Raw genomic sequence first — 13114 nt, 5'->3', positions numbered from 1 at the left:
GGTCTTGTCCTCGGTGACGGGATACGGGGCAGTTGCCCGGCACGACCAGCAGCGATCAGTCCGAACTCGCCGCAGCCCGCAAACGCATCGCCGAGTTGGAGACCGAATTGGGTGCGGCTCTTCTGCAGTGAGCTGGTGATGCCGTGCGCCGTTGCCGTTCGTGGTCGGACGGCGGATCGTCGTGTTCCAGGACGTGGTCTTGGAGGCGGCGATGGTGTCGTGGTTGGAGGAGCTCGATCGGCGGGACGCTGCCGCGCGGGTGGAGATCGCCGAACTGCGGGACCAGATCGCGGAGTTGAGCAGGCGTCTCGCTGAGCGGGAGGACGTGTTGTCCCGGCTGCAGATCACGCGGGAGACGATGACCGAGATCTTGTCCGGCGGGGAGACGGTCTCGGTTGCCGGGGCGGAAGCGGACGTCGACGAGGCGGAGACGGAGGAGCACCGGTTGCCGGCGGGCTCGCCGGTCGGGGTGCGGCTGGTGCCGCACTGGACGCCCGGACTGGCCGTGGGGGTGCTGCCGGGTTCGTACCGGGACATCGTGGAGGTTCTCCAGGACGCGGTGCATCCGATGCGGGCGCATCACCTGTGTGCCGCGCTGGGGTTGTCGACGGACAAGAGCAAGGTGGAAGGCTTCCGGTCGAAGCTGAAACGGCTGGTCGAGCGGGGTTGGCTGATGGAGGAGGAGCCGGGACTGTTCATGCCGCGTCAGGCTCTGGCGGCGGCCGGGGATGCGCCGGAGCAAGCCGGGTCCTCCGCCGTGCGCCGCCGCGCCGATGTGGGGTCGGGCTCTCGTCCCTAGTACTCCAGCCGGAGATCTTGTGACCGTGTCTCGTCATGCTCGTTGACGGGGCATGATGATGGGTGTGACGGCTGAGCAGATAGCCGGGTGGGACGAGGAACTGACCGAACTGACCGGCTCGTTGGGGCGGTTGTTCAACCGGCCCGAGCCGCGGGTGGTGTTCGCGCAGTACGTCGAGGAGCTGCTGGCTGAGCTGCCGAAGAAGAACGGGTGGACCCTGTCTGAGCGTGCGGGGCATCTGACACCGGACCGGATGCAGTGGCTGCTCAACGGCTCGGTATGGGATGCGGACAGGCTGCGCGACGCGGTGCGTGACTACGTGCTTTCGCACCTGGGCGATGCGGACGCCTCGCTGGTCATCGACGACACCCAGTCCCAGAAGAAGGGCACGAAATCGGTCGGGGTGGCCTTCCAGCACTGCGGACTGACCGGCGATGTCCGCAACTGCCAGACCATGGTGATGCTCACCTACGCCACCGCCGCCGGACACGCCTTTATCGACCGCCGCCTGTATCTGCCCGAAGAGTGGACCGCCGACCGGGAGCGGTGCCGTGAGGCGGGCGTCCCCGACGAGGTCGCCTTCGCCACCAAGCCCGAGCTGGCCATCGCCATGCTTGAACAGGCCCGGGCGGCCTGCGTTCCGTTCACCTGGGTGCTGGCCGACGCCGGCTACGGCCGCGACCCGCAGCTGCGGGCCTGGTGTCAAAAACGAGTGTGTCGCCGATCGTCGCGTCGGCGCGTCGCCGTCAATGCGCTGCAGTACCCGGCGCACGGTTGCTTCGCTGGGCGCCGGGTAGGGCCGCTCCGGATCGCGCAGTGTGGCCCCGCAGCGCAGAAGGAGCCGATCAGGGGCATCGGCGGCCCACTCGGCGATGGCGGCGAGCAGGTCGAGGAGCTTCGCCCGCTGCCCGGCGTCCGCACCTGCCTGCGCCTTGCCGGCAGCGACGGACAGGCGCCGCTCGATACGGGCCCCGCCGCGGGCGTTGGGCGCCTTGCTGGCGGGCTTCGCGGCGAAGGCGACCGCGCGGACGGTGGCCCAGTCCCGGGTGATCTGCTCGGCCGTCCGGTTACGGGTGGCGAGACCCAGGTACGACAGCAACCGCTCGCGCAGCTCCCGGCAGATCAGCGCGGGCAGGCTCGCCGACTCGAGCTCCGGCCGCTGGTGCCGGAGCTCGAGGCCCCTGGCGAGGTGCCACAGCAGTGCGGCCAGGACGCGGCCGACGACCGCGCGGACGGTACCTCCGATCGGCCCGGACTCGAAGTACGCGGGGATCGCCTGTACGCCGGTGATGAACCACACCAGCACCCCCGGGAGCACCGGGAGCAGCCTGGGTCTTGAGGTTCTGCCGGGCCATCAGCGCGCACGCGAACAGGGCGAGCTCGGCGGCGGCGAACCACCAGCTGGTGTCCGCGTTGTAGGCGGTGCAGGCGATCGCGGCGAGAGCGGCGAGAGCGGCGAGAGCGGCGAGAGCGGCGGACAAGGCTGCTCACCGGTCTGCGGAGTTGTTGATGACGGCGCGGAGCTGGACGACGTACCTGCCTATGGACTGTGCGGTCGACGAACCCACCGAACCCTCCGCGGGGACCGTCTGCCACGGGGCTTCCCGAGCGATAAGGCGTTCGACGAGGCCGCGCGCCATACAGCTCAGGACGTCGACCGGATCCGGGCTCGGCAGTGGCGCCGACGCAGGCGCGTTGTTCTCCTCGCTGCGGAGCGCGGCAAGGTCGGCGGCGAGTCCGCGGAGCCGGTCGGCGTATCCGTCGAGGGCCGCGGCGAGGTCGTACAGCTGGACCGGGCTGAGCGTCTTGCCCAGGGGAAAGACCGAGACGCCGGGCGTCGGGCCACCCACCTAGGGGTCCGACGGCTGGCGTACGGGGACTGCACGATCTCGGCCGCGAGCAGCTCCCTGCCGAGATAGATGCACTCGACGAGCGGGCCCGCGTGGATGAGGTCGGCCCGCTGGGTCAAGGGATCGTCGTGGCTGTGGCCGGCGCACCAGGTGGGTTCGGGAAGGGTGACGTTCCCATGGTCGCTGGTGGCCAGGGTGACAGTGCGGGCCTCGGTGCTCACGAGCGCTCACCCCCCGCTGGCGATGCTGCGCAGGTGTGCGAGGTACTCGTCGGCGGTCCGGTAGCGGGGAGGCCGGTCAGCTGGATCAGGTGGACGCGTTCGGAGACCCACGTCTCGAAGCGGACCATGTCCATGCGCTCGCTGCTGGGATCGGGCAGGGTGAGGGTCTCGACGATCGCGGCGAGTAGGTCGCGGACGGGCTCGGGGATGTCGGTGGTGGTCACTGGCCGGCCTCCGTCCTGCGGGTGAAGGAGCAAATGACCCGCGGTCCGGTGGCGTCGAGGGTGAGCGTGCGGCCGGGGGTCCGGCGGATGAATCCGGCGGCGCCGAGTCGGCGGCCGGGGACGGCCCGCGTGGGGCGGGCCGTCTCGGTCTGGTTCGTCACCGGGCACCCCCGGCGGGGCGGCCGGAACGGGCAGGGGCTGGCGAGGAGATCGGTGATCTCCCGCATGCGGGCCCTCAGGTCAAGGGCCTCGGCGACCATCTCGACGACCAGGTTGTGGAAGTCGCCCAGGGCGGGGCCACGGAGCCCGGCGGCGATGTTCGCGGCGTGGTAGGCGTTGAACTGGCCGATCATGCGGTCGGCGGCGGCACTGATGATGGTGGTCATCGGGCACCACCGGCGAACGTGGCGATCACGTCAGTGCGGCAGCCACGTCTCCACGAGCGGCATGGGCGAGCCGCACCCACCGAGCGGCAAGGCACGGTGTGCCCAAGAGGACGCGCCAGCCACCGAATCCTGACGCCGGCAAAACGACCGTCTCACACTCGTCTCACAGACCCACCGGAGAGTGCAGGTCGGAGTACACGCGACCTGCACTCTCTGGACTGTATGGACGTCCCGCAGCCCTCACGGACGCCGGGTAAACTCCGTACACGTGACTGCAAAGCCTCGCATCCCCAACGTCCTGGCCGGCCGCTACGCCTCCGCGGAGCTGGCCGTCCTGTGGTCCCCCGAGCAGAAGGTACGGCTGGAGCGTCAGCTCTGGCTGGCCGTGCTGCGCGCCCAGAAGGACCTCGGGATCGAGGTGCCGGACACCGCTCTCGCCGACTACGAGCGCGTCCTCGACCAGGTCGACCTCGCGTCCATCGCGGAGCGCGAGAAGGTCACCCGGCACGACGTGAAGGCGCGCATCGAGGAGTTCAACGCCCTCGCCGGTCACGAGCACGTGCACAAGGGCATGACCTCCCGGGACCTCACGGAGAACGTCGAGCAGCTGCAGGTCCGGCTCTCCCTCGAGCTGGTCCGCGACCGCACCGTCGCCGTCCTCGCGCGACTCGGGAAGCTGTCCGCCGAGTACGCGGAGCTGGTGATGGCGGGACGCTCACACAACGTCGCCGCGCAGGCCACGACGCTCGGCAAGCGCTTCGCCACTGCCGCCGACGAACTGCTGGTCGGGTACGCGCGCCTTGAGGACCTGCTCGGCCGCTACCCGCTGCGCGGCATCAAGGGTCCCGTCGGCACCGCCCAGGACATGCTGGACCTGCTCGGCGGGGACGCCGCGAAGCTCGCGGAACTGGAGCAGCGGATCGCCGGCCACCTGGGCTTCACCCACGCCTTCACCTCGGTCGGCCAGGTCTACCCGCGCTCGCTGGACTACGACGTCGTCACGACCCTCGTCCAGCTCGCTTCCGCCCCCTCGTCGCTGGCGAAGACAATTCGCTTGATGGCCGGTCACGAACTGGTGACCGAGGGCTTCAAGCCCGGACAGGTCGGCTCGTCCGCCATGCCGCACAAGATGAACACCCGCTCGTGCGAGCGGGTCAACGGCCTCATGGTGATCCTCCGCGGCTACGCCTCGATGACCGGCGAGCTGGCGGGCGACCAGTGGAACGAGGGCGACGTGTCCTGCTCGGTCGTGCGCCGCGTCGCCCTCCCGGACGCGTTCTTCGCCTTCGACGGGCTGCTGGAGACGTTCCTCACCGTGCTCGACGAGTTCGGCGCCTTCCCGGCCGTCGTCGCCCGGGAACTCGACCGCTACCTGCCCTTCCTCGCCACGACCAAGGTCCTGATGGGCGCGGTGCGTGCCGGAGTGGGCCGCGAAGTCGCGCATGAGGCCATCAAGGAGAACGCCGTCGCCTCGGCGCTGGCCATGCGTGAGCAGGGCGCCGAGCGCAACGCGCTGCTGGACAAGCTGGCCGCCGACGACCGCATCCCGCTGGACCGCGGTCAGCTGGACGCCCTGATGGCGGACAAGCTGTCCTTCACGGGTGCCGCGGCCGACCAGGTCGCCTCGGTGGTCTCCCGGATCGACGAGATCGCCAAGCAGCACCCGGAGGCCGCCGCCTACGCGCCGGGGGCGATCCTCTGACCCGGCTCTCCCCGGCCGATCTCGAAGCCGCCCGCGACCCCGTCATCCCCGACGTGGTCGCGGGCGGCCTGTCCGTTTTGTTCTGCGGCATCAACCGACATCTCGAGATACACCCTGTTGACCTGCACAGAAACACGATTCGAAAGATCAACTGGGAGAGCAGCGTTTCCGCGATCCGCAACTCCATCCCCGGTGTCACGTTCGCATACACGCCTTCTACTCCCCCGATCTCGTGCCCCATCCGCGCCTCGACGGCCACGCGCGGGTGGCCGTCCTCGTCTACTCCTTATGGCCGTGTCTCAGAAGATGGATCCGCTTCTTCGCCATCTCCGGCACCGCAGGTACTTTCGCCCGCGCATACCGCCCCTCGCGCGCTGGGCTACTCAGCTTGAACTCGTAGACATCGCGGGGTCGTGACGCTTCATGATCCCTGCGATACGACACGACCATGCAGTATGCACAGCGCGGTGGATACACCCCCGAAGAGCAGGAGCGGCGTGAACGGCTGAGGATGCGGGCGACCGAGCGGTTCGAGCGCGGGGAGAGCGTCGAAGCAGTCGCCGGGGAGTTCCGCGTCACCGTGCCGACGGTGCGCAGGTGGCGCAGGCAGTGGCGCGAGGGCGGAGTGCAGGCACTGCGCTCCAAGGGGCCGGTGTCGGTCGAGCGGCTCTCGGCTCGCCAGTGGGCGCGTCTGGAGCAGGAGTTGCGGCGCGGTCCTGCAGTCCACGGTTTCACCGACGACCAGCGGTGGACGCTGAAGCGGGTCAGGACGTTGATCGGCCGGCTGTTCCACATCGGCTATGCGGTCCAGGGTGTGTGGAAGCTTCTCAGGCGGCACGGGTGGTCGTGCCAGGTACCGGTTCGCCGGGCCGTCGAGCGGGACGAGGAGGCGATCGAAGTGTGGAAGGAGCAGGTGTGGCCGCAGGTAAGTCCATGGCAGCTCACCTGGGCGCCCACATCTGCTTCGAGGACGAGACCGGGCAGGGGTTGAGACCGCCGAAGGGCCGCACGTGGGCACCGCGCGGGGCGAGGCCGGTGGTGCGGGTGCTGGGCCGGGGAAGCGGCAGGGGCAATGTGGCCGGCGTGGCCTGTTTCCGGCCCGGTGGCCGTCCGCGCCTGTTCTACCGGCTGCACGTCTACCACGGGCGCAAGGGCGAGCCCAAGAGCTTCGCCTGGAAAGGCGACCGTGACCTGATCTTCGCCGTCCACCAGCAGCTCGGCACCGCGTTGATGTGGTGCTGGGACAATGTGAACGTGCACCTGGACCGGCGGCTGGTGGCCTTCGCCGTCGAGCACGCCACCTGGCTCACGCTCGTTCAGGTGCCCGCGTACGCACCCGAACTGAACCCGGCAGAGGGTGTGTGGTCGCTGATGAAACGGGCCATCGCCAACTTCGTCGCCGACCTCCGCGGACTCGTCCGCATCGTCAAGCGCAAGCTAAAGAAGATCCAATTTCGTCCCGACCTGCTCGACGGTTGCCTCGCCGAGACCGGCCTTGTGATCGAGAACTCGATCTCTACGAGTTCAACCTGAGTAAGAGCGCCGACCAGATCCTCGACCGCATCTGCCGCTACTGCGACAGAATCTCCGAACCAGACCACTAGTTCCTCGCGTCCACCTTCCGTCTCGCTTGCCGGACCCGCACCGTCCGGTAGTTCCGATGCGTCCCGCCGTTGTCGGGGCTGCTCTCCACCAGATCCGGCCGACTCGCCGTGCCCGACTGCCCCCTGCTTCTGCCGTCCCGCTGCGACGGGACGACGGTGCGGGTCTCACACCCGCACGCGGATCACAGCGCCTCGTGGCGCACGGTCTTCCACTTCCACTCGCACCAACAGCGCCTCACGGCGCAAATGGAACTTGTGCCATGCCCCACTGGAGACCGTCACAGGCAGCCATACAGCAGCGGCAAAACGGGGTCAGCCGTCGCCTGGCGCGCTTGTCTCGGGACCGCCCGTGCTGTGCTGATCGATGTCAGGGGGATTGCCGGCGTCTTCGTCGCGATTCTCCGCTTCCCATAGCCTGCGGTAGATGCCGTTGCGGCGTTTGACCAGGAGCGCCGCAAGAGCGGCGGCGAGCAGTGAACCGAGCAGCACGGCGGCCTTGACGAGTTCGGTGTCGGCCGGGTCGGGGAAGGCGAGCTCGCCGATCAGGAGGGCGACGGTGAAGCCGATGCCGGCCAGTACCGCGAGGGCGAGGACGTCGGCCCAGGCGAGGGCGGGGTTGAGGCGGGCACGGGTGAAGCGGGCGGCCAGGTAGGTTCCGGCGAAGATCCCTACCGTCTTGCCGATGACCAGTCCCAGCACCACGCCGAGTGGCTCCGGACGGGTGAACACCTCGCCCATTACCGGCGCCGAGATGCTCACCCCGGCGGCGAACAGGGCGAACAACGGCACGGCGACACCGGCCGACACCGGACGCAGCAGATGTTCGGCGCGCTCCCCGGGCGAGGCGTCCTCGCCCGCGCCCTGGTCGCGGGCGCACCGCAGGATCAGGCCCATCGCCACCCCCGCCACGGTGGCGTGCACCCCGCCGATGTAGGTCAGTGCCCAGATGACGAGGCCGAGCGGCACATACCACCACCAACCGCGCACCCGGAACCGCTGCAGCAGGTGGAACACGACCAGTCCGGTAACTGCTCCCCCCAGGGCGGCCGGGTTCAGATTGCTGGTGAAGAACAGGGTGATGACCAGGATCGCTCCCAGGTCGTCAACGACCGCCAGGGTGAGCAGGAAGGCACGAAGCGCTGAGGGCAGGTGTGTGTTGAGTACGGCCAGTACGGCCAGGGCGAAGGCAATGTCGGTGGCCATCGGCACCGCCCAGCCTTCGGCACTGCCGCCGCCGGCCGTGATCGTGGCAAGGTAGATCGCTGCGGGTACCGCCATGCCGCACACCGCGGCGACCACCGGCAGGGCCGCGGTGGCGCCGGTGCGTAGCTGTCCGCTGACCAGTTCGCGCTTGAGCTCGATGGCCGCGACCAGGAAGAAGACGGCGAGGAGTCCGTCGGCACTCCAGTGCTGCACCGACAGGTCCAGCCCGAGCGCGGGGATGCCGAAGTGGAAGTCGCGCAGTGCCTCGTAGCTGTCGCTCCACGGGCTGTTCGCCCACACCAGTGCGACCACGGCGGCGCCCAGCAGTACCAGTCCGCCAACCGTCTCCGTTCGCAGGGCGCGGGCAACCTGCACGCGCTCCGGCCAGGGCAGCAGCTCGAGGAAGACGGATCGCTCACAGGGGTCAGCTCTGGGCATCGGGACGAACCTCCGGGACATTCAGGCTGCTCAGGCTCGAACAGGTGAGTGGCGGGGAATTTGGCCGGGAGCTTGCTGCGATGGTGTGTTGGGCCCGTCCCTCGGCCGCCTCCGGGTTCGGCGGTCTCGTCGGTGAACCTGCTCGGACTCGGTCGGAACGAGGCCGACTGGACGTGCCGGGTTCTCCTCGGACCGCGGCGGTTTCGCGGGGAGCGCCGTGAGGACCAGACCCAGCAGGGCCACGATGGCCAGCGCCACCACGGCGGCCTTGCGCCGGCTCCTTCGTGGCCGACCGTGTACGCGTGCCTGGGGGAACTGCTCGTAGAGCGTGGCGCTCCGTGCGGCGAGTTCGGGGGCGTCGCGGGCGAGGCGTCGCTCGATTTCGGCGAGAGCGCGTTCTTCGTCCATCTCGGGCTCCTAGCTAGTCGCCACCCGCCTCTTGCCGGGTCACACCGTCCGTGACCGGATTCAACAGGGGTGCGTACCGGGAGCGCTGGTATCGGGGGCCGTCGGTGCGCAGGACCTGCCGATGCCGAGCGGCTGCCCCGGCGCAGCCCTCGGTGCGCACGCTCTGACGTTGACAGGCCGGGCGACCTGCGAGGGCGCCGTATGCGTTCCCATGGCGCATGTCACGGGTGCCTGTGGGGGCAAGGACCGCTCACGGCGTGCGCATCGGCGCGGCGGAGCACGCCCCTGGTCTCTACGGGGCGGCGATGACGACGGCGTAGGTGCCGGCTCCCAGGAGCCGCTCGCCGGGGATGTCCTGACCGGCCATGATCAACCTTTGGACGTGGCCGGTGATCTCGTCGAAGTCGATGTCATCAAGGGAGCCCAGCTCCTGGCCGTTTTCGGTCAGGACGCGTTTACCGATGGGATCGTGATGCTTGCCGGTGGGGGCAGTGGTGTCCTGGTCGCCCTGGATCTTGTCGGCTGTGCGGACGGTGACCGCGTCGGGGCCGAAAGAGTGCACGTTGCTCCAGGTCACCTGGGTGCCGGGGCCGCGGGTCTTGACCCGGAGCGCGGCGATGCGGGCGGGCGCGGCGGCGATGGTGATCCCGGTGACGGTGGCCATCGTCTCGGCGGTGGTCACAGCGACGATCTCGCGGCCTTTGGCCTGGCTGAACAGCATTACTTCTCCTGTTCCAGGCGGTTGCGCAGGCCGTGGGCGGCCTCGGGGAATCCGGCCAGGTCACCCGCGGTGAACTCACCCGTCGCCTCTGGGACGAGGACCATCTCGCCGGAGATGGCGACGGGTTTGATCACCGGCAGCAGAAGGTGCTGGCGGCCTTGTGCGGCGGATTCGACTTCGTAGCCGGCCACGGCTGGTTTCCGCCCGGCCTCGATGATGACGTCGACGATCTTGCCGAGGTCGGTGCCGCCCTCGGTCATCACTCGGGAGCCGATGACGTTGCCTCCGCCGGAGGCCTTGGCGTCCTTGGCCACCGCATCGTCGTCGGCAAGGGCGTTCTCGTCGCGGATCATCACGGCGTCCGACCCCAGGGCGTGCACCTTGTTCCACAGCAGGTCCCGCTTGAGCGGGCCCGAGAACATGCCGCGCCCGCTGAGGGTGAAGCAGCGCACGCTGCCGCTCGCCGCGTCGAAGACGATGTCCCTGACCTGGGCAATGTCGTCGCCGCCGAGCGTGACCACCGGCAGCTTGGAGATCTCACTGGCCCGCACGTAGCCGGTCATGGTCCCGGACCCTTTCTGCCGCGCGGGTGACGCCTGCCGCCCGCGATGACCCCTCCGCCACGACGACGAGCCTGCACCCGAAGCAGAGTCACGACACACATGGCCAAGATCGCCAAAGCGACTACAACCCACAGCCACCATTCCATGTGTGGCACCTCCCGGGCCTAGGGTCTGGCCTCGCCAGCCCTGCTTTCAGTATGTGGCGGCCCGGTGTGACTGTCGAAGCCACGGACAGGCGCCCTACCCGCTCGTGAGGTGACGCTTGGGGGTGGCGCACGCCGAGGCGCTGCTCAACGCCGCTCCGGCGGAACCGGCAGACAGAACGCTGCCGACGTCGACACTCACCGTGTCCATCACACCTCCCAACATCTGCCCTGGCACGCGGCATCCGACCTGCCGCGATCACATGTGTTCGCGGCCGCCGCCGATTACCTTCCCGCCGCACGATCAAAAATCTGCATTGGCCAGAGTAGACATTGAACTATGGCGTGGGTATGGTTTCTGCCGTAGCCCCAGAAAATCAGCAGGGCCTGGCAGAGGTGAACTGCCGGCAAGCAGCATGAGCATTACATGTAGGTGCAGTACGCAGGACGGTGCGGCGGTGGAGTTCCGAAGCCATGGATGTTGCAGGACGGCGACGGGACTGACCGCCGCACCGGGCGGCCCGCAGTGATCAGGGGCCGCCACAGGTGGGGCCGCAACATGGCATTCGCGGACCCCGCAGCCCGCAGTAGCCGGCGTCACGCCGGTGAGCAATGCCCCGGATGAAAGGCGTCGGCTGCGGACGCGCGCACCGGGCGGACCGGCAGCAGGCTCTGTGGTCACGAAGGACGGTCGCAGGACCTGCTCCCGGACGGCGGCGCCACCATGGGCCGCAGTTGCAGTACCCGCAGTACCCCGTGAAGCAGTGAACTCCGAAGAAGGAGGAATCAAACGCCATCAGGATCGCCCGGGCGGCAGCATCAAAATCCCGGGTACCGCAGGACATCGATAGCGAGGTGGTCTCCGGTCAAGCAACCGCGATCCCCGCACCCACGACAGCAGCCAGGTCCGGGATGCGGATACGACGAGCCGGCACAGTATCAGGACCGGCAGATGGTGTAGCAGTTCCTTCGGGGCCCTGGTGCCGCACGGCACCAGGGCCCCTCGACGCGTGCCCCAGAGAGGTGCCGATGACAGCAGACAACACCTACGACCGACTCGAGGACGACGACTACCCCGCCTACACCATGGGCCGGGCCGCCGAGATGACCGGCACCACGCCCGCCTTCCTGAGAGCCCTGGGCGAACACCGCCTCATCACCCCGCTGCGCTCCGAAGGCGGCCACCGCCGCTACTCCCGCTACCAGCTGCGCATCGCCACCCGGGCCCGCGACCTCGTCGACAAGGGCACCCCCATCGAGGCCGCCTGCCGCATCATCGTCCTCGAGGACCAGCTCGAAGAAGCCCAGCGGATCAACGCCGAATATCGCCGCGCCGCCGAAGCCGCCCGTACCTCGACAACAACCTGAACAGCTCAGCTTGAGTTTTATCCTCGCTGATCGAATTGCTCCTCGAACTTGATCACTCTGGGGTTCGTCGACCACGGCCAAGGCGGGTCCGGCGAACCCGTGGCCGACCTGCTGCGGCCTGGGAGCCTTTTCCAACCTGGCTGCGTGGTCGTGGTGTTGGTGGGTGAGGGCTGTACGGAACGACGAAGCTCCTGGTAGACGGGTTCTCGACCAAGATCACCCGTGCCGCCAGGAGCTTCACTTGCTTGTCTACCCGTCCTCCATCGATCTGTCCAGCCGCACCCTGCGGCACCTGACCGAGCAGCTCATCATCCGGCAGCAAGAGATCGGGACCCGGTGGCGGCGCCTGCCCGTCGGCCGTCAGGCCCTGCTCGTACTGGCCCATCTGCGGTGCGGAGATACCTACGCGCAGCTTGCCTCTGGGTTCGGAATCGGCGTCGCGACCGTCTACCGGTACATACGCGAAGCCATCGAGGTCTTGGCCGCTCTCGCACCGACGCTGGCCAAGGCGATGGGGACGGCCCAGACGAAGGCGTTCGTGATCCTCGACGGCACCCTGCTGCCAATCGACCGGATTGCCGCCGACACCCCGCACTACTCGGGAAAACACAAGCGGCACGGCATGAACGTGCAGGTCCTCACCGACCCGTTCGGCCGCCTCCTCTGGGCATCACCAGCCCTGCCCGGCTCCACCCACGACCTGACCGCCGCCCGCAGCCACGGCATCGTCGACGCGCTCGCCGCCGCAGGACTGAAGCGCTGGGCCGACAAGGCCTACCAAGGCGCCGGCCGCCATATCCGAGTCCCCTTCCGGGGCCGCCGACTCAAGCGCTGGAAGCGACAACACAACAGCAGCCACGCCAAGATCCGCTGCGTCGGAGAACAGGCCATGGCCACCCTCAAGGGCTGGCGCCTCCTGCGAAAGCTCCGCTGCAGCACCAACCGCATCACCGACATCGTGAAAGCCATCCTCGTCCTTCACCACGCCTCAACACGAGGTTGAAAAAGGCTCAGTGATGGCGTCAATGCCTAGTGCGCCGTTGTTCCGACGCACCGCTGCCCACGCGAGCCGCAGGACGTCCCTGCGGTGGACCTTTCATAGCGGTACTACGGCCGCCTCCGACGCCCACCCGGCCCGCGTCCACTTCCCGGGGTGCACCCGGTTATAGGACGCGCAGCTTCCGGCGGCAGCTGTCCGCAGGCCGCCGGGCCGGGGAGGGCCTCCCCAGTTCCCGCTGTCACCGTCGCAACGTTCCATGCCCCATACGCCGGGGAGTCCTTCACGGCTGCATCTCCAGGATCTTCGCCGCTTCCATGGCTTTCGCCCTGATTTCGGGGGCTCGGCACTCCCTGTCCCCGCCCCAAGAGGGCGGGCCTCTAACGACGCCGCAGGCTTCGCTTCATGCTACGGACCGCTGCTTCGCTCCCCCTTGAAGGGCTTTCGACACTGGGCTTCGACGCCGGGCGTTTCCCCCCAACGCCGC

General features: G+C 68.7%; 14 protein-coding genes and 2 pseudogenes. 8 read left to right on the top strand and 8 right to left on the bottom strand.

Features of this window, described 5'->3' with window-relative positions:
• Positions 1-160 precede the first annotated feature (160 nt).
• Together ACFXOM_RS23485 and ACFXOM_RS23480 are read left to right on the top strand one after the other, a co-directional pair.
• The gene (locus ACFXOM_RS23485; protein WP_385039242.1) at positions 161-799 is read left to right on the top strand and encodes a hypothetical protein; all 639 of its coding nucleotides are present in this window, start codon (positions 161-163) and stop codon (positions 797-799) included.
• A gap of 64 nt (positions 800-863) precedes the next feature.
• Positions 864-2138 carry an IS701 family transposase gene (locus ACFXOM_RS23480; RefSeq protein WP_385039111.1) on the top strand — a complete coding sequence of 425 codons (1275 nt, stop codon included), beginning with the start codon at positions 864-866 and terminating at the stop codon, positions 2136-2138.
• 148 nt (positions 2139-2286) lie between these two features.
• Here the strand turns inward: ACFXOM_RS23480 and ACFXOM_RS23475 are convergent, their stop codons facing one another.
• From ACFXOM_RS23475 to ACFXOM_RS23460, 4 genes and pseudogenes are all read right to left on the bottom strand, one after another.
• On the bottom strand, positions 2287-2649 hold the full coding sequence (locus ACFXOM_RS23475) for a DUF6907 domain-containing protein (RefSeq protein WP_384934581.1): 363 nt from the start codon (positions 2647-2649) through the stop codon (positions 2287-2289).
• 59 nt (positions 2650-2708) lie between these two features.
• Positions 2709-2870, bottom strand: a pseudogene (locus ACFXOM_RS23470) (DUF6907 domain-containing protein); the annotation flags it as partial.
• Positions 2867-3094, bottom strand: a complete 228-nt coding sequence (locus ACFXOM_RS23465) for a hypothetical protein (protein ID WP_384934578.1) — start codon at positions 3092-3094, stop codon at positions 2867-2869. The pseudogene ACFXOM_RS23470 and the gene ACFXOM_RS23465, both read right to left, overlap by 4 nt.
• Positions 3091-3480, bottom strand: a complete 390-nt coding sequence (locus tag ACFXOM_RS23460) for a hypothetical protein (RefSeq protein WP_385039109.1) — start codon at positions 3478-3480, stop codon at positions 3091-3093. Before ACFXOM_RS23460 ends, ACFXOM_RS23465 begins: the two co-directional genes overlap by 4 nt.
• Before the next feature lie 268 nt (positions 3481-3748).
• Here ACFXOM_RS23460 and purB point away from each other — a divergent pair, with 268 nt between their 5' ends.
• The 4 genes and pseudogenes from purB to ACFXOM_RS23440 all read left to right on the top strand — a co-directional run bounded on the left by purB (position 3749) and on the right by ACFXOM_RS23440 (position 6715).
• The gene (purB, locus tag ACFXOM_RS23455; RefSeq protein WP_384934573.1) at positions 3749-5182 is read left to right on the top strand and encodes an adenylosuccinate lyase; all 1434 of its coding nucleotides are present in this window, start codon (positions 3749-3751) and stop codon (positions 5180-5182) included.
• Positions 5179-5277 (top strand): annotated as a pseudogene (locus ACFXOM_RS23450) (mismatch-specific DNA-glycosylase); the annotation flags it as partial. The gene purB and the pseudogene ACFXOM_RS23450, both read left to right, overlap by 4 nt.
• A 353-nt stretch (positions 5278-5630) precedes the next feature.
• Positions 5631-6173, top strand: coding sequence for a winged helix-turn-helix domain-containing protein (locus ACFXOM_RS23445; protein WP_385039106.1), 543 nt, complete (start codon positions 5631-5633; stop codon positions 6171-6173).
• Positions 6116-6715: a transposase gene (locus tag ACFXOM_RS23440; RefSeq protein ID WP_385039103.1), complete on the top strand. Its 600-nt coding sequence runs from the start codon at positions 6116-6118 to the stop codon at positions 6713-6715. Before ACFXOM_RS23445 ends, ACFXOM_RS23440 begins: the two co-directional genes overlap by 58 nt.
• A gap of 383 nt (positions 6716-7098) precedes the next feature.
• On the opposite strand, the gene nhaA is transcribed toward ACFXOM_RS23440, so the two are convergent.
• The 4 genes from nhaA to ACFXOM_RS23420 all read right to left on the bottom strand — a co-directional run bounded on the left by nhaA (position 7099) and on the right by ACFXOM_RS23420 (position 10119).
• Positions 7099-8427, bottom strand: coding sequence for a Na+/H+ antiporter NhaA (gene nhaA, locus ACFXOM_RS23435; RefSeq protein ID WP_385039101.1), 1329 nt, complete (start codon positions 8425-8427; stop codon positions 7099-7101).
• Positions 8428-8457: 30 nt separating this feature from the next.
• A complete protein-coding gene (locus ACFXOM_RS23430) occupies positions 8458-8835 on the bottom strand; it encodes a DUF3040 domain-containing protein (protein ID WP_385039098.1) in 378 nt (125 codons plus the stop codon).
• Positions 8836-9127: 292 nt separating this feature from the next.
• Entirely contained in the window at positions 9128-9556 is a 429-nt protein-coding gene (locus ACFXOM_RS23425; protein ID WP_384934559.1) for a PRC-barrel domain-containing protein, read from the bottom strand.
• On the bottom strand, positions 9556-10119 hold the full coding sequence (locus tag ACFXOM_RS23420; RefSeq protein WP_384945106.1) for a PRC-barrel domain-containing protein: 564 nt from the start codon (positions 10117-10119) through the stop codon (positions 9556-9558). Before ACFXOM_RS23420 ends, ACFXOM_RS23425 begins: the two co-directional genes overlap by 1 nt.
• 1172 nt (positions 10120-11291) lie before the next feature.
• Between ACFXOM_RS23420 and ACFXOM_RS23415 the strand changes: the two genes are divergently transcribed.
• Together ACFXOM_RS23415 and ACFXOM_RS23410 are read left to right on the top strand one after the other, a co-directional pair.
• Positions 11292-11630, top strand: coding sequence for a MerR family transcriptional regulator (locus ACFXOM_RS23415; protein ID WP_384934553.1), 339 nt, complete (start codon positions 11292-11294; stop codon positions 11628-11630).
• A 241-nt stretch (positions 11631-11871) separates the two neighbouring features.
• Entirely contained in the window at positions 11872-12633 is a 762-nt protein-coding gene (locus ACFXOM_RS23410) for a transposase family protein (RefSeq protein WP_385039095.1), read from the top strand.
• Positions 12634-13114: the final 481 nt, after the last annotated feature.

Origin of the sequence: Streptomyces sp. NPDC059169 (genome assembly GCF_042755225.1) — a bacterium.
Lineage (GTDB): Bacteria > Actinomycetota > Actinomycetes > Streptomycetales > Streptomycetaceae > Streptomyces.
The sequence above is the reverse complement of the archived record's forward strand: the minus strand, read 5'-3'. Positions and strand labels throughout refer to the sequence as shown.